The sequence below is a fragment of the Flexivirga sp. YIM B11880 genome (assembly GCF_058148645.1).
The window spans coordinates 29,634-50,579 of the sequence record NZ_JBMAMH010000019.1; the positions used below are offsets into that span (position 1 = coordinate 29,634).

Consider the following 20,946-nt stretch of genomic DNA (forward strand, 5'->3'; position numbering starts at 1 on the left):
CCCTCCACGGTATCCGTACGCGCTGGTAATCAGGGAATGCGCGGTGTGGCGTGGGGTGGCTTACACGGGCGGTATGGCGCGCCGGCGCTCGCTGAAGCTGCGGTCGCGGCGGGCGGCATACGCCAGCCGGTGCAGCAGCTCCCCGCGCAGCTCCGATGCCTCGACGACGCTGTCGATGACCAGGTCGGAGGCGAGCCGTTCCAGGTCGACGTCCTGCAGGTATTCGTCACGCCGCGCCTGCACGAACTCGGCGCGTTCCGTGTCGTCCTCGATGGCGGCGATCTTGGCGGCATACACCGCGTTGACCGCGGCCTCCGGCCCCATCACCGCGATGCGGGCGGTCGGCAGCGCGATGGTCGCGTCCGGCCCGAAGCCCGGGCCGCACATCGCGTAGAGGCCGGCGCCGTACGCCTTGCGCACCACGACACAGAACTGCGGCACGGTCGCCTCGGACACGGCCGACACCATCTTGGCTCCGTGCCGGATGATGCCGCCACGCTCGACCTCGGAGCCGATCATGAAGCCGGGAACGTCGGCCAGGTAGATCAACGGGATCGAGTAGGCGTCGCACATCCAGATGAAACGGGCCGCCTTGTCGGCGCTGTCCGTGAAGAGCACACCGCCCTTCGCCGCGGAGTTGTTCGCAACCACGCCAACGGTTTTACCGTCCATCCGGCCGTAACCGATGACCAGCTCCGGAGCGAAGAGCGGTTTGAGCTCGAAGAACGAGTCGTCGTCCAACAGACCCTCGATCACCTCGTGGATGTCGAACGGCTGGCTCTCGATCTCCGGGACGGTGTGATCGGTGAGCGGGACCTCCGGCTCCTCGGCGAGGTATGTCGGAGGCTGCTCGCGCCAGGTGGACGGCACGTAGGAGAAGTAGAGCTTGGCCAGCTCGATCGCCTCGACGTCGTCCTCCGCGAGCAGATCACCGACACCGGAGACCGTGCAGTGCATCCGAGCGCCGCCCATCTCCTCCAGGGTGACCCTCTCCCCCACGACCATCTCGGCCATGCGCGGGCTGCCGAGATACATCGACGCGTTGCCCTCGACCATGATGAGCACGTCGGTGAAGCTCGGGATGTAGGCACCGCCCGCGGCCGACGGGCCGAAGAGGCAGCAGATCTGCGGCACCTTGCCGGACAGCGCGACCTGATTGTGGAAGATCCGGCCGGCGCCGCGACGGCCGGGAAAGAGCTGCACCTGGTCGGTGATCCGCGCCCCCGCGGAGTCGACGAACCAGAAGATCGGCAGCTCTTCGCGGAGAGCCGATTCCGTTGCCCGCACGATCTTTTCGACGGTCCGCGCTCCCCACGACCCGGTCTTGACCGTCGGATCGTTCGCGACCACGATCGCCGGCCGGCCGTCGACCGTGCCTCGGCCGGTGACCACACCGTCCGCCGGCAGATTGCCCGCGGTCGCGTTGGCGTAGCGGCCGTCCTCGACGAAGGAGCCCTCGTCGAAGAGCAATGCGATCCGGTCACGGACGTAGAGCTTGTGCTGGGAGTCCAGCTTCGCGCGGGCCTTCTCCGACAGCGTCTGCGACGCCTCGTGCGCCGCCGCCAGCCGCTCCCGGACCTCTGCGATCCGCGGATCTGTCGCCGTCATGCCGGCAAGCCTAGGCCCCTCGCGATCAGCATCCGCTGGACCTCGGAGGTGCCCTCACCGACCTCGAGGATCTTGGCGTCCCGGTAGAAGCGGGCCACCGGATATTCCTCCATGAAGCCGTTGCCGCCGAAGATCTGGGTGGCGATGCGGGTGGCCGTCACCGCGGACTCGGTCGAGTAGACCTTGGCCTTGGAGGCCGCCTGCTTGACCTCGTCCACCGACCTTCGACCGGCCTCCATCTCATCCTTCAGCCATGCCGCCTTGTAGGTCAGCAGGCGGGACGCCTCCACCATCACTGCCAGATCGGCCAACGGGAAGGACACACCCTGGTTGACCGCGATCGGCTTGCCGAAAGCCGTTCGGGTCTTTGCATATTCGGTCGCCGCCTCGAGGCATGCCTGGGAGAGTCCGACAGCGAGCGCAGCGATCGCGATGCGGCCGTCATCGAGCGTCTTGAGGAACTGCTTGAACCCCTGACCACGCTCACCCAGCAAGCTGCTTTCCGGCACAACACAATTGGTGAACGTCAAGCCGTGAGTGTCGGAGATGTGCCAGCCGAGCTTGTCGTATGCCGGCTCCACCGTGAAGCCGGGCGTGGCCGACGGCACCATGATCGCGCTGATCTCGGGACGCCCGTCGGCGTCGGTGCCCGTGCGGGCCGTGACGGTCACCACGGACGTGATGTCGGTGCCCGAGTTGGTGATGAACGCCTTGGCGCCGTTGATGGTCCACTGCCCGTCGGTCAGCGTCGCCTTGGTCCGGGTGGCGCCCGCGTCCGAGCCCGCGTCGGGTTCGGTCAGTCCGAAGCCGGCGAGCGCGCGTCCGGCGACCAGGTCGGGCAGGAAGCGCTGCTTCTGCTCCTCCGACCCGTAGGTGAGAATCGGGTTGATGCCGAGGCCCATGCCGGCCGACAGCGTGATGCCGATCGACTGGTCGACCCGGCCGAGCTCCTCGATGGCCAGGCACAGGTAGGTGAAGCCGCCCTCGTCGAGACCCGCCCCGCCATACTCCTCCGGCACCACCAGCCCGAAGAGCCCGAGCTCGCCCATTTTCGGCACCAGCTCGGTCGGGAAGTGATGGTCGCGGTCCCATTGGGCGACATGCGGAGCAACCTCGCGCTCGGCGAAGTCACGCACCACGTGACGGAATTCCTCGTGCTCCGGGGTCAACTCGAACATGTGCGGCCGGTCCTCCTGGGTCTGGTTCGCCATCGGGCACTGCTTGACGTTGACGTAAACGTAAAGCATGCTTTGCGGTCATGACAACCCCGGCCGATGAGCAGACCTGGACGATCGCCGAGCTCGCCGCCGAGTACGACGTCACGCACCGCACCATCCGGCACTACGAAGAGCTCGGCCTGATCTCTCCGGAGCGGCGCGGCACCGCGCGGATCTTCCACCGGCGCGACCGCACCCGACTGGCGCTGATCGTGCGCGGCAAGCGAATCGGCTTTCCCCTGGAGGAGATTCGCACGATCATCGACATGTACGACCAGACGCCCGGCGAGGAAGGCCAGCTGGTCTACCTGCTCGACCAGATCGCGGCTCGCCGTGCCGACCTGGAGCAGCGACGGGCCGACATCGAACAGACGCTGCGTGACCTGGCCGAGGTCGAGCGGCGCTGCCGAGCCGACCTCGGGACGCTGCGGCGCCGCTGACACACGCTCGCTACGACGACGCCAGCTGCCGGTAGATCTCGTCGAACCGGGCGACGCTGCGCGCCGCCGCATGCCGCTCCGCGATGCGCCGGCTCACCGTGCACATCGGCCGCCGGTCCGCCGCCAGCAGCGTCGAGAAGGCGCGGGCGAGGGCGTCGATGTCACCGGGCGGATAGAGGAAACCGTTGGCGCCCTGCTCGACGAGGTGCGGCAGGGCCAGCGCATCGGCGAGCACCACGGGCAAGCCGGCCGCCAGCGCTTCCAGGGTGGCGATGCTCTGCAGTTCGGCGGTCCCCGGCATGCAGAACACGTCGCACGCGGCATACACCTCGGGCAGCAGCTCGTCCGGCACGAAGCCGAGGAAGTGGACCCGGCCGGTGATGCCGAGCTCGTCGGCGAGGCGCTCCAGCCGGCGCCGGCGGGGCCCGGTGCCGGCCAGCACCAGCTGAGCCGGCACCGGCCCGTCGACACGCGCCAGGGCACGCACCGGGTCGCTCAGATGCTTGTCGGCGTCGAGCCGGCCGACGTAGCCGATCGTCGGCACGTCCGGCAGGGACAGCGATCGGCGGCTGGCACCGGGCGCCGGATGCGGGTGGAAGGTGTCGGTGTCGACACCACAGGAGATCGGTTCGACGGCTCGCTCATGGAAGTGCCGGCAGACCACCGCCGCAGCCGTCGGCGTCGGTGCGGTGACGCGGTCGGCGCGACGGTAGACGCGCTGGAAGTCGAACCACGCGGCGCGCGTCACCAGCGGCCGGCACGGCGCCGGGAGGTACGGCGTGAGGTTCTGCGGCATGAAGTGATTCGTGGCAACCACCGGGATGCCGTTCTCCACCGCCGCGCTGATCGCGGCGCGCCCGATGGTGAAGTGATCCTGGGCATGGACCACGTCGGGACGGATGCTCGCGACCAGGTCTCGTAATCGCCGTCGGGTGCCGATCGGACTGACGAAGCGCAACGGGGGGTGGATCAGCAGCGGCAGCGAGGACAACCGGTGGACGCGCACCCCGAACGGATCGACCACCAGTTTGGCCGGCCCGTCGTCGGACGCGCACACGACGTGGACCTCGTGTCCGAGCCGCGCCAGGTCGCGGGCCAACCGACGCGCGAAGACCGAACTCCCGCTGAGGTCGGGCGGATAGGTGTCGGTCGCCATCAGGATCCGCATCGGCCGACGCTCCCCTCCTGCCGATGGGCCGGATGGTGACGGGAGAGCACCACCACTCCCGCTGCCGTCACGCCGGCCGCGAGTGCGAGCCAGGCCAGCTGCGGCACTGCCGACGGGAACGGGTCACCGAGCACGAGCACCCCGGTGCAGGCGGCGGTCAACGGGTCGACGACCAGGACCACGGCATACACCTCGGCGAATCGCGCCAGTCCATAGGCATATTGCTGCGCGACGCCACCGACGACGAGCAGCACGACCACCAGCAGCGTCGGCCAGTCCAGCACCGCGGCCACGTTTCGGCCCTCCCGCCGCCCGATCACCCCGATGAGCGCGGCGCCCACCCCGAACGACGCGCCCGCGCCGGCCGCCACTGCGCCCGCCCGCACGTCGACGCTGATCCGTCGACGCGGGAGCGCGAGCGCGATCGCGGCGATCCCCAGCGCGATCAGCGTCATCGCCAGTGCTCCGCGGGCGGGAACCCGGGTGGTGCCGGAGCCGTGCGGCAGCACGAGGAGGAAGGCCACCAGCCCGACGACGACGATCGCCGAGCCGATCAGGGCGCGGGTGCGCGGCCGGCGCCGCTCCAGCGCCGACCGGGCTCCCACGGCGAAGATCAGGCCGACCGTGCCCACCGGCTGGATCGCGCTCACCGGTCCGAGGCTGAGCGCCGTCACGTGCACCGCCACACCGCACCCGCTGGCCAGCGCGCCCAGGAGCCAACGCGGTTGGCGTACGAGGGTGAGCAGAAAGGCCACCCGGTTGCGACCGGGCATCCCGACCCCGACCGCCGAACGCGCCTGAAGAGCGGCTCCGACAGCGATGAGCAGGGCCGCCACAACAGCGAGTCCCACAGCGAGTTGATACACCGCGCGCCTCAGCGCGGACCGTCCGATGTGCCTCTCATCCTTGCATTTTCGCAGATCAGTGGACTTCGTCCTCACATGAAACACTCAGCTTGGTTCTCCCCCATCGGGCAGCCGGCCGCGCGACGCTGGTGTCATGGCTACCGGACTGGACGCGATCGAGCACCTCGTCGTGCTGATGCTCGAGAACAGGTCACTGGACCACATGCTGGGCTGGCTGTATGCCGACTCCGGCAACACGTCGCCGGCCGGGCAGCCCTTCGAGGGACTCACCGGCCAGGAGAGCTGCCCGGGCACGGACGGCACACCGGTGGCGGCATACCGCTTCGCACCGGACACCGCGGCCCTCTATTTCATGCCGGGCGCCGATCCCGGCGAGGGCTATGCGGCGACCAACGACCAGCTGTGGGGCAGCCCCGCCCCGCCGGCGACCGGCTCGACGCCGTCGATGCAGGGTTTCGTCACCAACTATGCGCAGGCCATCAAGGACAACAACGCCAAGGGCTGGTATGTCGTCCCGGGCACCACCGAATCCATGATCATGGGCTGCCACACGCCGGCGACGTTACCGGTACTTTCCACCCTGGCAACGGGTTTCGCCGTGTGCGATCACTGGTACGCGTCCGTGCCGACGATGACGATGCCCAATCGGGCGTTCGCCTGTGCCGGCACCAGCCAGGGCCGCATGGACGACCAGGTCAAGAAATTCACCGTCCCGAGCATTTTCGGGGCACTCAGCAACAAGGGCGTGCGGTGGAAGATCTACGGCGACACGAAGACGCCACTGACCAAGCTCGACTTCCCGGACACGAGCGCCGCACCGGACACGAACTTCGGTCTGCTGACCGACTTCGAGGCGGACGCAGCGGCGGGGAGGCTCCCGGCATACGCGTTCCTGGAGCCCAGCTGGAGTTCGACCGGCAACAGCGAGCACCCCAACTACGACGTGGCGCTCGGCGAGCAGCTGATCCTGGACGTCTACCGTGCGCTGCGAGATGGACCCGACTGGAACAGCACGCTTTTCGTCCTGACGTATGACGAGCACGGCGGGTGCTACGACCACGTCGCGCCGCCGTGGGGCGCCGTGCCGCCGGACGAATCGACCGGGCAGTTCGGCTTCGACTTCACCCGCTTCGGACCGCGGGTGCCGACGGTGCTGGCGAGCCCGCTGATCCCGGCCGGCACGGTGTTCCGGGTGCCGGCCGGCAGCACTCCCCTGGACCACACCAGCATCCTCGCGACCATCGAAAAGCGGTGGGGCGTCGCGCCGTTGACGAAGCGGGACGCTGCCGCGCCGGACATCGGAGCGGCCCTGTCCTTGACGACTCCGCGCACCGACGACCCGCTTGCCGACGTCACGGCACCCACTCCGCCACCGACACCCGCGGCACTCGCGGCGCAGCGGTCCCACCTGGAGCAGGTGGCGGCAGGACTGCTGGCCCAGGAGCGGGACGGCCTGCACTAGCGTGGCCGATGTGAGCAGCGACCAGCCCTGCCCGTCGACCGACGGCGCCGCGGTGCGTTTCGGCAGCGTCGACGACGTGTCAAGTGCGCTGGAGAGCACGGGATACCTCGCGTCCGAGGAGATTTCCACCACCGTGTACCTCGCGGCGGCCCTGGGCCGCCCGATCCTTGTCGAAGGTCCGGCCGGTGTCGGCAAGACCGCGCTCGCGTCCGCGATGGCGGACGCGCTCGGACAGCGGCTGGTGCGCCTGCAGTGCTACGAAGGTGTGGACGAGGCACGCGCGCTCTACGAGTGGAACCACGCCAAGCAATTGCTGCGCATCACCGCCGAGCAAGGTGGCGAGTGGGACGAGCTGCGCACGAACATCTTCGGGGAGGAATTCCTGCTCGCGCGCCCGTTGCTCATCGCGGTCCGCAGCGACGACCCGGTCGTGCTGCTCGTCGACGAGGTCGACAAGGCCGACGAGGAGATGGAAGGTCTGCTCCTGGAGCTGCTCTCCGAGTTTCAGGTCACCATCCCGGAACTCGGCACCCTGCGAGCTCGGCATCGCCCACTCGTGGTTCTCACGTCCAACGCGACCCGCGAGCTGTCCGAGGCGCTGCGCCGCCGGTGTCTGTTCCTGCACATCGACTACCCCTCTGCGGACCTCGAGCGGCGCATCGTTCAGTCGCACGTGCCGGAGCTGCCCGACGCCTTGGCGGCGTCCGTCGTGCGGGTCGTCGGCGCCCTGCGCAATCTCCAGCTGCGCAAGTCCCCCTCGGTGGCCGAGACGGTCGACTGGGCCGGCACGCTGATCAGCCTCGGAACGTCGCAGCTGGACCCGGACACCGTCCGCCGCACGCTCGGCGTGGTCCTGAAGCACACCGGCGACATCGAGCTCGCGCACCGCAAGCTCGACCTCGATCGTGAACTCGCCGGCTGACGAATCCGCCGCCTTGGCAGGGAGATTGGTCAGCCTCGGTGCGGCCATGCGAGCTCATGGCATCCGCATCGGGCCCAGCGAGGTCACCGACGCGGCCCGCGTGGCTGCGACCCTTGGCTTCGACCATCGGGCCCGACTCCGCAGCGGCATCGCCGCAGCCATGGTGCGCCAGGCGGAGGATCGCGGTACGTTCGACCAGCTCTTCGACATCTTCTTCCCGCCGGCGGTCGGCGACCGATCCACGGTGGCCGGCGCCGACGAGGCCGACAAGGCCGGCCTGCTCGACCAGTTGTCCGACGCTCTGGCCGCGGGAGACGACACGGGACTCGAGCGGCTGGCCGCCGCGGCCGTCGAGCTGCTCGGCATGGTGGACGCCGAACACCCGGAACGCGGCTGGAGTGCAGCCCGCACCCTCGACGCACTCGCGCCGCAGCGCGCCGTCGCGGGTGCACACCGGCAATTGCGGGCTGCCTCGCGCCCCGAGCAGTTCAGCGACCGCTTCGACCGCGACGAGTTGCGCCGCCGCGTCGACCGGTTCCGCGAACGGGTCACGTCCGAGACACGCAGACGCAACGCGGAGCTGCACGACCGCGAGCGGCTGGCCCGGCTCGCCGTGCCGTCCTCCCTCCGCCGCCGCGACTTCGTGAGTTCCGGCGCGCGTCAGCTGGCCGAGCTGGAGCGCGAAATCGACCCGCTGGCGCGCAAACTCGCGTCCCGGCTGACTGCTCGGGAACGTTCCGGACGCGGCAGCATCGACGTGCGGCGCACGCTGCGCGCGTCGATGTCGACCGGTGGTGTGCCGGTCAAACCCGCCTACCGGCACCGGACACCGCACCACCCGGATCTGGTGCTGCTCGCCGATCTGTCCGGCTCGGTCGGTGGCTTCTCCACCTTCACCATGCTGCTCATGCAGGCACTGAGGCAGCACTTCCGCCGGGTGCGGGTCTTCGGTTTCGTCAGCAGCACCGCCGAGATCACCGATGTCGTGCGTGAGCTGCCGCCGGGCACGTCACTCACGAGCTGGGCACTGGGCACTCCGGCGCTGATCGCCCGCGGCACCGGTTCCAGCTATGGCGAGGCGCTGCGGACCTTCGTGCAGGGCCATCTGGACGCCGTCACGCGACGCACCACCGTGCTGATCCTCGGCGACGGGCGCAACAATTTCGGCGATCCGAACGTCACGGACCTGGAGCGCATCCGCGACCGGGCGCATCATGTCTCCTGGCTCAACCCGGAGCCGAGGCTGCTGTGGCAGCAAGGTGATTCAGAAGTTCGCCGCTATGGACAGGTCGTGCCGATCCACGAATGCCGCAACCTGGAGCAGTTGCGAAACTTCGTGGCCGACACCCTGCCGACCTGAGGCGTCCAGGCACGTGCTGCAGCCGGGCATCTACCAGACCACCGCCCCGCGCGGGACGACCGAGCACTACGCGTCCATCACCCGGCCGAGGGGCGGCTCGGTCGCGGTGGCGATCTTCGGGGCGGTGAACGCCTCGCTCACCACACCGGACGGTCAGACGACCTGCTCCAGTGGCACCACCACGCTGACCGACGACGTCACCGGTTACACGTTCGTCTTCGCCGACTCCGCCGAAAGCACGCGCCAGAGCTACCTTTCCGACGGGTGCGCCTCAGCGACCAGGCTGCTGCTGGAGCTCAGCGCCGACGACTCGTCGCAATCCAGCGCGAGCGCCGCACCCGCACAGTTGCGGTTCGCCGTCACCGCGGAGCCGAAGGTCGCGCACGCGGGATCTCCGACGCCGAAGAGCGAGCAGGGCACGATCAACGCCCCGAGCCGGACGACGAGCGGCCCCGACGTCACGCTGAGCGATCAGCTTTTCGCACCGACGACCCTGACGCCGGGCAGCCACCCGGTCACCCTGCGGCCGGGCGCGATGGGCGTCGCGCGCGTCCGGGTGGGCTGGGGCCAGCGCCTCGCGGCGTCCGTCGACGCGCCGCGTAACGGCAGCAACATCGCGCCGCCGTCCTCGCTCGACCTCGAGCTCGCGGCATTCAGTCCGCAGTGGGCACCCGTCGGTGCCGGTGACCGCTCGGCGTCGCTCTACCGCAACGAGTCAACCGAGCAGACCGCGTCCACCTACACGACGGTGGTCGACGCCGCCAACCGTTCCATCGGTTACGGCGACGCCGGAGACGTCGGCGCCACGCAGGCGCAGTGGACGACGGCCGCGGGCTGGTACTACCTCGTGGTGCGGGTCGCGCCCGACGACCGGACCGCACCGCCGTCGAACTTCCGCCTGCCGGCTCGGCTCAACATCGCGGTCACCGGCACGGCCACCGGAGGTCCGACGTATGTCGACGCGGCCGGCACCGCCGTCGCGGCTCCCCCGGCGACCCAGTTGAGCCAGGGTGGCAGCTCCGGGTCGTCGACCACCACCACCCTGCTGCGGATCGCCGGGACGGCGCTCGTCCTGGCCGTGGCCGGTGCGGTGGTCGTCATACTGCTGCGCCGCCGCGCCTGACCGCTGGCGGGGGTCTCAGCGCCGCTGCCAGGTGTAATCGCCATCGGTCGAGGTCACGCACTGCAGGGCGTGCGAGCCAGTCGTGTCGTTCTCGAATGTCCCGGCGTCCTGCCACTGGCAGGTGCCACCGACCGTTGCGCGGCCCGGCGTGAGTTCGCCCTGATCCGTCGAGTGCGGTAGCCAGATGCCGAGTAGGGCGACGATCGCGACGACCGGCACCACGAGGAGCCCCGCCCGTCGGGCGCCGGACCGCCGGCGGCTCGCCTGAACGGGTTGCGGCGCAGGCGTTTCCCGGTGCTGCGCCCGCGTCGTCCACCGGGCGCGCTGCCGCTCCGGTGTCACCGAGGTGGAAGCGGCAACCGCCGGGGCAACTGTCTGCAGCTGCTCCGCACCGACTGGCCGAATCCGTGGGCCTACAACGACATTCCGCTGCGCGATCCACCCCAGTTGCGGCACGTCCAACGCAGCTGCCGCGGCCGCGGCGGACGGCGGGCGCCCGCGCGGATCCGGGTCCGCGAGGTCAGTGATCACCCGCCACAGCTGGCCGGGCACGTCCTGCGGCGGCGCGGGCAGCTCGGCTCGGTCGCGCCGGGGCTGGTCGGGCCGGTGCCCGGTGAGCAACTGGACGGCCACGACCCCTGCGGCATACAGGTCGAATGCCGGGGCCGGATCGGCGCCGGCCAGTTGCTCCGGCGCCAGGTAGCCGCGCGTGCCGAGCACCACGGACGTCGTCGTCATCCGGGGCGAGTCGACGGGCACCGCGATGCCGAAATCGGTGAGCATCAGGCGCGGTCGCGCTGTCCCGCTCGCCGCCAGCAACAGGTTGGCCGGCTTCACGTCGCGATGTATGACGCCTGCGGCGTGGACCGCGTCGAGCGCCCGCAGGAGCTGACGGAGTAGCTCGGCGACATACAGCGGCGGCAACCGGTCCCGGTCGCGCAGCAGGTCGCTGACCGACCCGCCGTCCACGAGCGGCATGGTGAACAGCACGCGGTCGTCCTCCCCCGCCCAGCCGAGCGGGGTGACGACGTTCGGGTGATGGATGCGCATGCCGAGCTCGCGCACGAAGCGCAGCAACGCGCCCGCGTCGGACTGGCGCAGCACCTTGGCGGCGAGGATCCGGTCGTGTTTGCGGTCGTGGACCTGCCAGACCGACCCCATGCCGCCCTCGCCGATCAGATCGATCAGCTCATAGCGTCCGGCGAAGACCTCTCCCACGCACAGCAGGATGCCAGCTCAGCCGGCGGCGAACGTGGCGGGGTGCGGGCCGGTCCGGTGGCCCTGGTCGAGCCCCGCAATCGCTGCCAGGTCCTCATCGGTCAGCTCGAAGTCGAAGAGGTCGAAGTTCTCCGCGATCCGCTCCGGCGTCACCGATTTGGGGATCACGACGTTGCCGAGCTGCACGTGCCACCGCAGGATCACCTGTGCCGGTGTCCTGCCGAGCCGCTGCGCGATGCCCGTGATGACCGGGTCGCTCAGCACGTCGCCGCCGGACGCCAGCGGGCTCCAGGCCTCGGTCACGATGCCGTGCTCGGCGTGGAATGCGCGCAGCTCCTCCTGTTGCAGGTGCGGGTGCAGCTCGATCTGGTTGATCGCCGGGTACTCGCCCAGCTCGTCGTGCACGCGCTGCAAGTGCTCGATCTCGAAGTTGCAGACACCGGCGACCTTGATCTTTCCCTCGTCGCGGAGCTGCAGGATCGCCCGGAAGGTGTCGACGTACTTGTCCCGCTGCGGCACCGGCCAGTGGACCAGGTAGAGGTCGATCGGCCGCCCGAGCCGCTCATGGGAGGCGGTGAAGGCGCGCAGTGTCTCGTCATACCCGTGGTCGGAGTTCCACACCTTGGTGGTCAGGAAGACCTCGTCGCCGAGGCCCGACTCGGTGATCGCCTGGCCGACGCCGGCCTCGTTGTTGTAGGCGGCGGCGGTGTCGATGTGCCGGTAACCGGTCCGCAGCGCCTCGTCCACCGCAGGACCGACCTCGTCGTCCGGCACCTGCCAGACGCCGAAGCCGAGCTGCGGGATCCGCACCTCTCCGGTCTTGCCTCGGAGCGCGACGGTGGGCACGGAAGTCTGCTGGTGATCGGTCATGTCGGCGACAACGACCGCGCGGTGCGAGGTATGCCGCCGTCTCAACAACCGAACACGTGACGGAGCTCACGGCCGGTACAGTCGGCGCCATGCCGGAGCTGCGCAAGGTCCTGATCGCCAACCGCGGCGAGATCGCGGTGCGGGTCGCGCGTGCCTGTGCCGACGGCGGCATCGGATCCGTTGCCGTGTATGCCGACCCGGACCGTGACGCGCTGCACGTGCGGATGGCGGACGAAGCCTACGCACTCGGCGGCTCGACCCCCGGCGAGTCCTACCTGGATCAGGACAAGCTGCTTGACGTGGCACGCCGGTCGGGTGCCGACGCAGTGCATCCGGGTTACGGATTCCTTTCGGAGAACGCCGGATTCGCTCAGGCGGTGCTCGATGCCGGGCTGATCTGGATCGGTCCGCCCCCGGCGGCGATCGACTCGCTCGGCGACAAGGTCAAGGCCCGGCACATCGCGAGCGCGGCCGGCGCGCCGCTGGTGCCCGGCACCACCGACCCGGTGTCGGGCAGCGACGAGGTCGTCGCGTTCGCGCAGGAGTTCGGCCTGCCGGTCGCCATCAAGGCCGCGTATGGCGGCGGCGGTCGCGGCCTGAAGGTCGCCCGCACCATCGAGGAGATCCCGGACCTGTTCGACTCCGCCGTACGCGAGGCCGTGACCGCGTTCAGCCGCGGCGAATGCTTCGTCGAACGCTTCCTGGACAAGCCCCGGCACGTCGAAACCCAATGCCTGGCAGATATTTTCGGCAATGTCGTCGTCGTGTCGACCCGCGACTGCTCGCTGCAGCGCCGCAACCAGAAGCTGGTCGAGGAGGCGCCCGCGCCATACCTCAGCGAGGCGCAGCACACCGAGCTGCTGCGCGCGTCCAAGGCGATCCTCAGCGCCGCCGGCTACATCGGCGCGGGCACCTGCGAGTTTCTCGTCGCCCAGGACGGCACGATCAGCTTCCTGGAGGTGAACACCCGCCTCCAGGTGGAGCACCCGGTCTCCGAGGAGGTCACCGGCATCGACCTGGTGCGTGAGCAGTTCCGCATCGCCGCCGGCGAGGAGCTCGGGTATGACGACCCCGCACCGCACGGGCACTCCTTCGAGTTCCGCATCAACGGCGAGGACGCCGGCCGCGGTTTCCTGCCGGCGCCGGGCACGGTCGAGGACTTCCGGCCACCGAGCGGCCCGGGCGTTCGGGTCGATTCGGGCGTCGTCTCGGGCGACGTGGTCGGCGGCGCGTTCGACTCGATGCTCGCCAAGCTGATCGTCACCGGCCACACCCGGCAGCAGGCCCTGGAGCGCTCACGGCGAGCGCTCGCCGAACTGGTGGTCAACGGGATGCCGACGGTGTTGCCGTTCCACCGCGCCGTCGTGGCCGACCCGGCGTTCGCCACCGACGACGAGACGCCGTTCGCCATACACACCCGATGGATCGAGACGGAGTTCGACAACACCATCGAGCCGTATGCCGGCACCCCCGCCACCGGCGACGGTGCCACTGCGCGGCAGAAGCTGACGATCGAGCTCGACGGTCGGCGCCATGAGCTGACCCTGCCCGCCGAGCTGCAGCTCGGCGGTGGCAGTACCGGCGCGACCGGCACCGCCGGCCGCCGGCGCGCTCCGAAGCGTTCCCGCAGGGGCTCGGGAGTCCCTGCCGTATCAGGAGATTCGCTGACCGCACCCATGCAGGGCACCCTCGTGAAGGTGGCGGTGGCCGACGGCGACCAGGTCGAAGTCGGCGACACCGTCGTGGTCCTGGAGGCGATGAAGATGGAGCAGCCGATCACCGCTCACCAGGCGGGCATCGTCTCCGGTCTCACCACGGCGATCGGCGAGACGGTCCCCGCCGGGGCCGTGCTGGCGACGATCACGCCCTGATCAGTCGCCGACCGGCGCGTCGATGATGGCGCGCAGCACCAGCCCGACCGTGGAGCGCAGGTATGCCGGGCGGTCCTGCTTGGAAGTGGCCAGCAGGGCGCTGAGCACCACACCGTCCAAGCTGGCGACGATCGCCTCGGCGCGCAGCCGTGCCGCGTCCGGCTCGGTGCGGCACACGATGTCCTCGACGACCTGGGTGAGGCCCGCCCGCCAGGCGATGATCGGCTCGCTGAGCGAAGGGGTCCGCGCAGCCTCCAGGGCCAGCTCCGACATGGTGATCACCAAGTCCGGGTGCTCCGACCACCGCAGCAGCATGGCGGTGGTCGCGTCAATCGCGTGCTCGACATTCTCTTCGTCGTCGCTGGGCAGCGAGGCGCCGAGCGCCCTGACATCCGCGTGCAGGGCGGCCGCCACGAAGTTGCCGAGTGCGGTCAGCAGCGCCAGCCTCGTGCGGTAGTAGACCGAGCAGGTGCCCTCCGGCATACCGGCTTCGCGGTCGACCGCGCGGTGGGTGAGCCCTCGCATCCCCGACCGGCCCACGACCGCAATCGCGCTGCGCAGCAACAGTTCCTGGCGCGCGGCGGTCCCTTCCGGGCCGGGACCGGGACCACGAGGGGACGACGCGCGGGGGGACACCAAATCACTGTCTCATGCCGCCGGGACCGCTGTGACCGAAGCCACGCGGCATCGGTTTGGCGGTGGTCTTCTACAGGCGTAGTGTCAGTATCACTACAACCGTAGTAGCCAAGAATCCAGGAGTTTGACATGATCGACATCAGCGTCTTCTTCATCGGCTTCGTGATCATCAACGCGGTCGCCCTTGCCCTCTTCGTCGGCTTCGCAGCTGTGGAGACGACCCGCTTCTTCCGGGCCAACCGCCCCCAGCGCCTCGCCCGTCAGCAGCCGATCGGCCGCTACTACACGCGGCTCGCGCTGCACCACTGAGCAACGCGTAGATTGGGCGGTGACGGCATACCCACCCGAAGATCGGATCTCGCGCCGTGGCAACCCTCGTCAAACTCGTCATCCTGATCGTCGTGGCCGGCGGCGTCATCTTCCTGCTGCGCACCGTGCGACCGAAGCTGCACGAGCAGCGGATGCGGCGCTGGGAGGAGGCGGGTCTGCTGCCCCACCAGGTCGATCCCTACGCCCCGCGCGACGACGAGCCGGAGCCTCCGAAGGACTCCGCCGGCTGAGTCAGCCTTCCAGCGAGTGCAGCCGGCGGGCCGCTTCGGCAATCGTGCCGGTCATCGACGGATAGACCGAGAAGGTGCTGGCCAGCTGATCGACGGTGAGCCGGTTCTGCACGGCGACCGCGAGCGGGTAGATCAGCTCCGACGCCTGCGGCGCGACGACGACCCCGCCGATCACCGTGCCGCCGCCGGGGTGACTGAAGATCTTGACGAACCCGTCGGTGATGCTGCGCATCTTGGCCCGCGGGTTGGTCGACAGCGGCATGGTGACGGTGCGGGCCTCGACCCGGCCTGCCTCCACGTCCGCCTGCGAATAGCCGACGGTGGCGATCTCCGGGTCGGTGAAGATGTTCGCGGACACCCCGCGCAGGTTGAGCGGCGCCACCGCGTCGCCCAGCGCATGGGCCATCGCGATCCGGCCCTGCATGGCGGCGACCGACGCGAGCGGCAGCACCCCGGTGCAGTCGCCTGCGGCGTAGATGCCCTGCGCGGAGGTGCGTGAGACCCGGTCGACGGTGATGTGACCCGAGTCGCGGACCTCGACGCCTGCGTTCTCCAGACCGATGTCTTCCGTGAGCGGCACCGAGCCGACCGCGAGCAGCACGTGCGAGCCGCGCACCTCACGGCCGTCCTCGAGCGTGACGACCACCTCGTCACCCACCCGCCGGGCCGACTGCATCCGCGACCGGCCGAGCACCGTCATGCCGCGCCGGCGGAAGACGTTCTCGATCACGGTGGCGGCGTCGGCGTCCTCGCCGGGCAACACCCGGTCGCGGGACGACACCAGGGTGACGTCGCTGCCCAGACCCAGGTAGGCGTGCGCCAGCTCCGCGCCGGTCACACCGGAACCGACCACGATGAGCTTCTTCGGCAGTTCGGTCAGGCCGTAGATCTGCTGCCAGGTCAGAATGCGTTCGCCGTCGGGCATCGCCGAGGGCATGACGCGCGGGGTGCAGCCCACCGCGACCAGGATGACGTCGGAGTCGAACTGCTCCACCCGGCCGTCCGCGAGCTCGGCGGTGACCCGGCACGGGCCGGTGATCCGGCCCCGGCCGTTGACGATCCGCACGCCGACGCTCACCAGCTGGGCGCGGATGTCGCGGCTCTGCGCCTGCGCCAGGTCCAGGATCCGCTCGTTGACCTGCGGAGCGTTCGCCTCCGCGTGCTGGTCGTCGCCGGTCCCTTCGAAGCCGACACCGAGGCGGCCGGCTGAGGCGAACCGGGACATGAAGTCGGACGTGGCGATGAGGGTCTTGCTGGGCACGCAGTCGGTGAGCACCGCTGCCCCACCGGGACCGGTCTGCTCGACGACGGTGACCTGGGCCCCGAGGTGGGCGGCGACCAGGGCGGACTCGTAACCGCCGGGACCACCACCGATGATCACGACCGACTGCTGACGCCCATTCACAAGGTGGCATCATTCCATGCCGCCGGATCGTGCACGTCATACGCTGGCGCCCGTGACTGCATCGACTCCACTCGCCGACCCGGCGACCGACCCCTTCGAGACCGCGCGGGCGGCAGCCGCCGTCATCGCCGAGCGCACGGGCGCCCCCCGCCACGACATCGCACTGGTGCTCGGGTCCGGCTGGGGGCAGGCCGCCGACCGCATCGGCGAGACGCTGACCACGATCGACAACGCCGAGGTGCCCGGGTTCGCCGCGGCCGCCGTCGCCGGCCATTCCAGCGCGATGCGGTCGATCGCCATCGGCGACACCGGTGCTCGGGCTCTCGTCTTCGGCACCCGGACGCACTTCTACGAGGGCAAGGGCGTGCGCGCGGTGGTGCACGGGGTGCGCACCGCCGCGGCGGCCGGCTGTCACACGATCGTGCTGACGAACGGCTGCGGCGGGCTCAACAGGTCCTGGGGGCCGGGCACGCCGGTGCTGATCAGGGACCAACTGAACCTCACGGCCCACTCCCCCGTCGAGGGACCGAACTTCATCGACGTCACCGATCTCTACACGCCGCGCCTGCGCGCGCTCGCCCGCGAGGTCGACCCCTCGCTCGACGAGGGTGTCTACGCCCAGTTCCGTGGGCCGCAGTACGAAACGCCGGCCGAGGTGAAGATGGCCGGCATCCTCGGTGCCGATCTGGTCGGTATGTCGACGGCACTCGAGGCGATCGCCGCCCGGCAGGCCGGACTGGACATCCTCGGCGTCAGCCTGGTCACCAACGCGGCCGCCGGCATCAGCAACCAGCCGCTGTCGCACCAGGAGGTCATCGAGGCGGGGCAGGCGGCCGCAGCGCGCTGCGGGAAGTTGCTGGCCGACGTGGTCGCCCGCATCGCCGGAGAGGCTCGAGCGGTATGACGGAGGACCTGCTTGCCGCGGCGCGGTCCTGGATCGCCGACGACCCCGATCCGCAGACCCGCATCGAGCTCGAATCCGTTGTCGCGGCAGCCGAATCCGGTGATGTGGCCGCACTCGACGATCTGCGCGACCGGTTCTCCGGACTGCTGGAGTTCGGCACCGCCGGACTCCGCGGCGCGTTGGGCGCCGGGCCGGCGCGGATGAACCGCGTCGTCGTGATCCGCGCAGCAGCAGGTCTCACGGCATACCTGCAGGAGAAGCTGGGCAAGCCCGACGTCACCGTTGTCATCGGGTATGACGCCCGGCGCAACTCCGACGTGTTCGCGCGGGACACGGCGGCGGTCGTGGTCGGAGCCGGCGGCCGGGCGATGATCCTGCCGCACACGCTGCCGACACCGGTGCTGGCCTTCATGATCCGGCATCTCGGCGCGGACGCCGGCGTCATGGTCACGGCCAGCCACAACCCGCCGCAGGACAACGGCTACAAGGTCTACCTCGGCGACGGCAGCCAGATCGTCGCGCCGGCCGACGTCGAGATCAGCGACGCCATCAGCCATTTCGCACGTGCCGCCGACGTGCCCCTCGCCGACGACGGCTGGCAGACTCTCGACGACGACGTGGTCGACGACTACCTCGACGCCGTCGTCCAGGTGCTGCGGCCGGACGGCCCGCGCGACATCCGGATCGTGCACACCGCGCTGCACGGCGTCGGATCCGCAGTGCTGCGAGCGGCTTTCGAGCGGGCCGGGTTCCCCGTGCCGGAGTCGGTGGCCGACCAGGCGGATCCCGACCCGGCGTTCCCGACCGTGGCCTTCCCCAACCCCGAGGAGCCGGGCGCCATCGATCACGCGCTCGACCTCGCGGCGCGCACCGGAGCCGACCTGGTCATCGCCAACGACCCGGATGCCGACCGCTGCGCGGTGGCGGTGCCCCGGCCCGGTGGCTGGCAGATGTTGCGCGGCGACGACGTCGGCGCGCTCCTCGGCGCCTATCTGTTGCAATGCGGGGTCGCGCCGGGCGCGGTCTTCGCCAACTCGATCGTCTCGTCCCGGCTGCTCGCGGCGATGGCGAAGCGCGCCGGCGTGCCGCACGCCGAGACGCTCACCGGTTTCAAGTGGATCAGCCGCGTTCCCGGCCTCGCCTACGGCTACGAGGAGGCGCTCGGCTACTGCGTCGACCCCCGTGCGGTGCGCGACAAGGACGGCATCAGCGCCGCCTTGCTCATCGCCGAGTTCGCCGCGCAGTGCAAGGCGGAGGGAACGTCGCTGGACGGAGTGCTCGCGGACCTCGCAGCGGAATACGGCACGCACGCGACCGACAGCTTCGCGGTGCGGGTCGAGGACCTGTCGATCATCGACGACATCATGGCGCGACTGCGCGCCGAACCGCCGAAAATCGTTGCCCGACACGAGGTGTCCCGGGTCGACGATCTGTCGGAAGGTGCCGCGGGACTGCCGCCCACGGAGGGCCTGCGCTACTTCCTCACCGACGACACCCGGATCATCGTGCGGCCCAGCGGCACGGAGCCGAAGCTCAAGGTCTACCTGGAGACGATCGACCCGGACCCGCAGGCAGCGCGGACCAGGCTGGCGGCCGTCCGCTCCGACTTCGAACGCCTCACCACCCCGTCCTGACGCACGTCCGGCCAGCCAGGGTTCAGCCGACCACGGCGATGACCACGCAGACGATGGCGACGACCAGTGCGATGATCGCCGGCCAGGCCGGCCCGGCGACGATCTCGTCGTTCGCCTTGTATGCCGCGTCGCGTGCCGTGGCCGCCGAGTAGTCGAGTTGCCCGACCCGGATGGCGGACGCGACACTGGCCGCCGAGCCCGGTCGGGCCTTCATCACCGACGACGGGTTCTGCGGATCGATCGGGCCCAGACCGGGACCGGCCCTGAGACCGCCGCGGGCGACCGACCGGCTGGGGCGTTGGGAGGTGATCGCCCAGGACCCGTAGCCCTTCCCGTGCTCGTCGAAAATCTTAAGGTTCCAGCGCTGTTCGACCAGGTCGATCGCCGGCCACCCGAAGCGGACGTCCCGGACGAGGTTGCGCATCACGACACCTTGTTGGGTCAGCTGCACGCACGGCCGCAGGAAGATGACCCACACGACCAGCCCCCCGGCCACCGGCCAGAGGACCTGCCCGGGACCGCTCATCCCGCCGTCGATGGCGATGGCGGCGAGGAACCCGACACAGATCAGCAGCAGGACGATTCCCGGGACGAGCATCGCGGGCTGCCGGTAGGTGCGGCGGGGACCGGACGCGGTCGCGCCGAGGCGGGGAAGATTGAAGGGCATGGCAGGTAGGCTGCACCGGTGAGCCCCTCATCTGCAACGTCGCGGGCCCGGGACATGCTGGGCGTGGCGTCTTTGACGACCAAAGCCCTGCGCACCTGGCTGCACGGACTGCCCGGTGTCGACCAGGTCGGCATCGAGGCCAGAGCCGCTGCCCTGGCCACCCGGTCGATCAAGACCACCAGCAAGGCGTGGGCGATCGACACCGCCATCTCGATGATCGACCTGACCACTCTGGAAGGCGCCGACACACCGGGCAAGGTGCGCAGCCTGTGCGCCAAGGCGCAACTGCCGGACCCCTCCGACCTCGCGACGCCGCAGGTCGCCGCCGTCTGCGTGTATGGCGACATGGTGCCCGTCGCCCGGGACGCCCTGGGCGACAGCAACATCCGCGTCGCCGCCGTCGCGACGGCGTTCCCGTCCGGGCGGGCGAGCCTGGCCGTGAAGCTGGCCGACACCCGGGACGCCGTGGAAGCGGGGGCGGACGAGATCGACATGGTGATCGACCGCGGTGCGTTCCTCGCCGGCGACTACCGCTTCGTCTTCGACCAGATCGCAGCCGTCAAGGAGGCCTGCGCCCGGCCCGGGGACGAGCCCGACGCGCACCTGAAGGTCATCCTCGAGACCGGGGAGCTGGCGACCTACGACAACGTGCGCCGCGCGTCCTGGCTGGCGATGCTGGCCGGTGCCGACTTCATCAAGACCTCGACCGGCAAGGTGCAGCCCGCAGCGACCATGCCGGTGACGCTGCTGATGCTCGAGGCTGTTCGCGACTGGCGTGAGCTCACCGGCGAGATGGTCGGTGTGAAGCCGGCCGGCGGCATACGCACCAGCAAGGACGCGCTGCGCTATCTCGTGATGGTCAGCGAGATCGCCGGCGACGACTGGCTGACGCCCGAGTGGTTCCGCTTCGGTGCGTCCAGTCTGCTGACCGACCTGCTGCTGCAGCGCCAGAAACTCCGCAGCGGCGCCTACTCCGGCGCTGACTACGTCACCATCGATTGAGCGTGGAAAACCA

The 20,946-nt window shown here is 70.0% G+C and carries 20 protein-coding genes; 11 read left to right on the plus strand and 9 right to left on the minus strand.

What is annotated here, in order from left to right; genetic code table 11:
- Positions 1 to 60 precede the first annotated feature (60 nt).
- Positions 61 to 1,608: an acyl-CoA carboxylase subunit beta gene (locus ACN8HC_RS18255; protein ID WP_490076275.1), complete on the minus strand. Its 1,548-nt coding sequence runs from the start codon at positions 1,606 to 1,608 to the stop codon at positions 61 to 63.
- Positions 1,605 to 2,786, minus strand: a complete 1,182-nt coding sequence (locus ACN8HC_RS18260) for an acyl-CoA dehydrogenase family protein (RefSeq protein ID WP_490076305.1) — start codon at positions 2,784 to 2,786, stop codon at positions 1,605 to 1,607. The genes ACN8HC_RS18255 and ACN8HC_RS18260 overlap by 4 nt, the downstream gene beginning before the upstream one ends.
- An 80-nt stretch (positions 2,787 to 2,866) precedes the next feature.
- Between ACN8HC_RS18260 and ACN8HC_RS18265 the strand changes: the two genes are divergently transcribed.
- On the plus strand, positions 2,867 to 3,265 hold the full coding sequence (locus ACN8HC_RS18265) for a MerR family transcriptional regulator (RefSeq protein ID WP_490076276.1): 399 nt from the start codon (positions 2,867 to 2,869) through the stop codon (positions 3,263 to 3,265).
- Positions 3,266 to 3,275: 10 nt separating this feature from the next.
- On the opposite strand, the gene ACN8HC_RS18270 is transcribed toward ACN8HC_RS18265, so the two are convergent.
- Complete coding sequence (locus ACN8HC_RS18270) at positions 3,276 to 4,433, minus strand: glycosyltransferase (protein WP_490076277.1); 1,158 nt, start codon at positions 4,431 to 4,433, stop codon at positions 3,276 to 3,278.
- Complete coding sequence (locus ACN8HC_RS18275; protein WP_490076278.1) at positions 4,421 to 5,284, minus strand: DMT family transporter; 864 nt, start codon at positions 5,282 to 5,284, stop codon at positions 4,421 to 4,423. Before ACN8HC_RS18275 ends, ACN8HC_RS18270 begins: the two co-directional genes overlap by 13 nt.
- A 148-nt stretch (positions 5,285 to 5,432) precedes the next feature.
- Here ACN8HC_RS18275 and ACN8HC_RS18280 point away from each other — a divergent pair, with 148 nt between their 5' ends.
- Genes ACN8HC_RS18280 through ACN8HC_RS18295 form a run of 4 tightly spaced genes read left to right on the plus strand, consistent with a single transcriptional unit; the run spans position 5,433 to position 10,166 of the window.
- Positions 5,433 to 6,761 (plus strand): alkaline phosphatase family protein, encoded by a 1,329-nt coding sequence (locus ACN8HC_RS18280; protein WP_490076279.1) that lies wholly within the window; start codon positions 5,433 to 5,435, stop codon positions 6,759 to 6,761.
- A gap of 10 nt (positions 6,762 to 6,771) precedes the next feature.
- On the plus strand, positions 6,772 to 7,683 hold the full coding sequence (locus ACN8HC_RS18285) for an AAA family ATPase (RefSeq protein ID WP_490076280.1): 912 nt from the start codon (positions 6,772 to 6,774) through the stop codon (positions 7,681 to 7,683).
- Positions 7,667 to 9,043, plus strand: coding sequence for a VWA domain-containing protein (locus ACN8HC_RS18290; RefSeq protein ID WP_490076281.1), 1,377 nt, complete (start codon positions 7,667 to 7,669; stop codon positions 9,041 to 9,043). Before ACN8HC_RS18285 ends, ACN8HC_RS18290 begins: the two co-directional genes overlap by 17 nt.
- A gap of 13 nt (positions 9,044 to 9,056) precedes the next feature.
- On the plus strand, positions 9,057 to 10,166 hold the full coding sequence (locus ACN8HC_RS18295; RefSeq protein ID WP_490076282.1) for a hypothetical protein: 1,110 nt from the start codon (positions 9,057 to 9,059) through the stop codon (positions 10,164 to 10,166).
- A gap of 15 nt (positions 10,167 to 10,181) precedes the next feature.
- On the opposite strand, the gene ACN8HC_RS18300 is transcribed toward ACN8HC_RS18295, so the two are convergent.
- Both ACN8HC_RS18300 and ACN8HC_RS18305 read right to left on the minus strand, forming a co-directional pair.
- A complete protein-coding gene (locus ACN8HC_RS18300) occupies positions 10,182 to 11,384 on the minus strand; it encodes a serine/threonine-protein kinase (protein ID WP_490076283.1) in 1,203 nt (400 codons plus the stop codon).
- Between the two features lie 18 nt (positions 11,385 to 11,402).
- Positions 11,403 to 12,254 carry an aldo/keto reductase gene (locus tag ACN8HC_RS18305; protein ID WP_490076284.1) on the minus strand — a complete coding sequence of 284 codons (852 nt, stop codon included), beginning with the start codon at positions 12,252 to 12,254 and terminating at the stop codon, positions 11,403 to 11,405.
- An 89-nt stretch (positions 12,255 to 12,343) separates the two neighbouring features.
- Between ACN8HC_RS18305 and ACN8HC_RS18310 the strand changes: the two genes are divergently transcribed.
- On the plus strand, positions 12,344 to 14,125 hold the full coding sequence (locus ACN8HC_RS18310; RefSeq protein ID WP_490076285.1) for an acetyl/propionyl/methylcrotonyl-CoA carboxylase subunit alpha: 1,782 nt from the start codon (positions 12,344 to 12,346) through the stop codon (positions 14,123 to 14,125).
- On the opposite strand, the gene ACN8HC_RS18315 is transcribed toward ACN8HC_RS18310, so the two are convergent.
- Entirely contained in the window at positions 14,126 to 14,761 is a 636-nt protein-coding gene (locus tag ACN8HC_RS18315; protein WP_490076286.1) for a TetR/AcrR family transcriptional regulator, read from the minus strand.
- Positions 14,762 to 14,890: 129 nt separating this feature from the next.
- Between ACN8HC_RS18315 and ACN8HC_RS18320 the strand changes: the two genes are divergently transcribed.
- Positions 14,891 to 15,070, plus strand: coding sequence for a hypothetical protein (locus ACN8HC_RS18320; protein WP_490076287.1), 180 nt, complete (start codon positions 14,891 to 14,893; stop codon positions 15,068 to 15,070).
- A gap of 56 nt (positions 15,071 to 15,126) precedes the next feature.
- Positions 15,127 to 15,321: a hypothetical protein gene (locus ACN8HC_RS18325; protein ID WP_490076288.1), complete on the plus strand. Its 195-nt coding sequence runs from the start codon at positions 15,127 to 15,129 to the stop codon at positions 15,319 to 15,321.
- A gap of 1 nt (position 15,322) precedes the next feature.
- Here the strand turns inward: ACN8HC_RS18325 and ACN8HC_RS18330 are convergent, their stop codons facing one another.
- Complete coding sequence (locus tag ACN8HC_RS18330) at positions 15,323 to 16,726, minus strand: NAD(P)H-quinone dehydrogenase (protein ID WP_490076289.1); 1,404 nt, start codon at positions 16,724 to 16,726, stop codon at positions 15,323 to 15,325.
- A 16-nt stretch (positions 16,727 to 16,742) separates the two neighbouring features.
- On the opposite strand from ACN8HC_RS18330, the gene ACN8HC_RS18335 reads away from it, so the two are divergent.
- Together ACN8HC_RS18335 and ACN8HC_RS18340 are read left to right on the plus strand one after the other, a co-directional pair.
- Positions 16,743 to 17,630 (plus strand): purine-nucleoside phosphorylase, encoded by an 888-nt coding sequence (locus ACN8HC_RS18335; protein WP_490076290.1) that lies wholly within the window; start codon positions 16,743 to 16,745, stop codon positions 17,628 to 17,630.
- A complete protein-coding gene (locus tag ACN8HC_RS18340) occupies positions 17,627 to 19,264 on the plus strand; it encodes a phospho-sugar mutase (RefSeq protein WP_490076291.1) in 1,638 nt (545 codons plus the stop codon). The genes ACN8HC_RS18335 and ACN8HC_RS18340 overlap by 4 nt, the downstream gene beginning before the upstream one ends.
- Before the next feature lie 22 nt (positions 19,265 to 19,286).
- On the opposite strand, the gene ACN8HC_RS18345 is transcribed toward ACN8HC_RS18340, so the two are convergent.
- Complete coding sequence (locus ACN8HC_RS18345; protein ID WP_490076292.1) at positions 19,287 to 19,931, minus strand: hypothetical protein; 645 nt, start codon at positions 19,929 to 19,931, stop codon at positions 19,287 to 19,289.
- Between the two features lie 54 nt (positions 19,932 to 19,985).
- Here ACN8HC_RS18345 and deoC point away from each other — a divergent pair, with 54 nt between their 5' ends.
- Entirely contained in the window at positions 19,986 to 20,933 is a 948-nt protein-coding gene (deoC, locus tag ACN8HC_RS18350; RefSeq protein WP_490076306.1) for a deoxyribose-phosphate aldolase, read from the plus strand.
- Positions 20,934 to 20,946 lie beyond the last annotated feature (13 nt).

Excerpts from the sequence above, each read along its gene's own strand:
- ACN8HC_RS18305 (WP_490076284.1), bottom strand. The coding sequence starts at position 12,254 with ATGACCGATCACCAGCAGACTTCCGTGCCCACCGTCGCGCTCCGAGGC.
- ACN8HC_RS18280 (WP_490076279.1), top strand. The coding sequence starts at position 5,433 with ATGGCTACCGGACTGGACGCGATCGAGCACCTCGTCGTGCTGATGCTC.
- ACN8HC_RS18260 (WP_490076305.1), bottom strand. The coding sequence starts at position 2,786 with ATGTTCGAGTTGACCCCGGAGCACGAGGAATTCCGTCACGTGGTGCGT.
- ACN8HC_RS18310 (WP_490076285.1), top strand. The coding sequence starts at position 12,344 with ATGCCGGAGCTGCGCAAGGTCCTGATCGCCAACCGCGGCGAGATCGCG.
- ACN8HC_RS18320 (WP_490076287.1), top strand. The coding sequence starts at position 14,891 with ATGATCGACATCAGCGTCTTCTTCATCGGCTTCGTGATCATCAACGCG.
- ACN8HC_RS18335 (WP_490076290.1), top strand. The coding sequence starts at position 16,743 with ATGCCGCCGGATCGTGCACGTCATACGCTGGCGCCCGTGACTGCATCG.
- ACN8HC_RS18345 (WP_490076292.1), bottom strand. The coding sequence starts at position 19,931 with ATGCCCTTCAATCTTCCCCGCCTCGGCGCGACCGCGTCCGGTCCCCGC.
- ACN8HC_RS18265 (WP_490076276.1), top strand. The coding sequence starts at position 2,867 with ATGACAACCCCGGCCGATGAGCAGACCTGGACGATCGCCGAGCTCGCC.
- ACN8HC_RS18255 (WP_490076275.1), bottom strand. The coding sequence starts at position 1,608 with ATGACGGCGACAGATCCGCGGATCGCAGAGGTCCGGGAGCGGCTGGCG.
- ACN8HC_RS18270 (WP_490076277.1), bottom strand. The coding sequence starts at position 4,433 with ATGCGGATCCTGATGGCGACCGACACCTATCCGCCCGACCTCAGCGGG.
- deoC (WP_490076306.1), top strand. The coding sequence starts at position 19,986 with ATGCTGGGCGTGGCGTCTTTGACGACCAAAGCCCTGCGCACCTGGCTG.
- ACN8HC_RS18340 (WP_490076291.1), top strand. The coding sequence starts at position 17,627 with ATGACGGAGGACCTGCTTGCCGCGGCGCGGTCCTGGATCGCCGACGAC.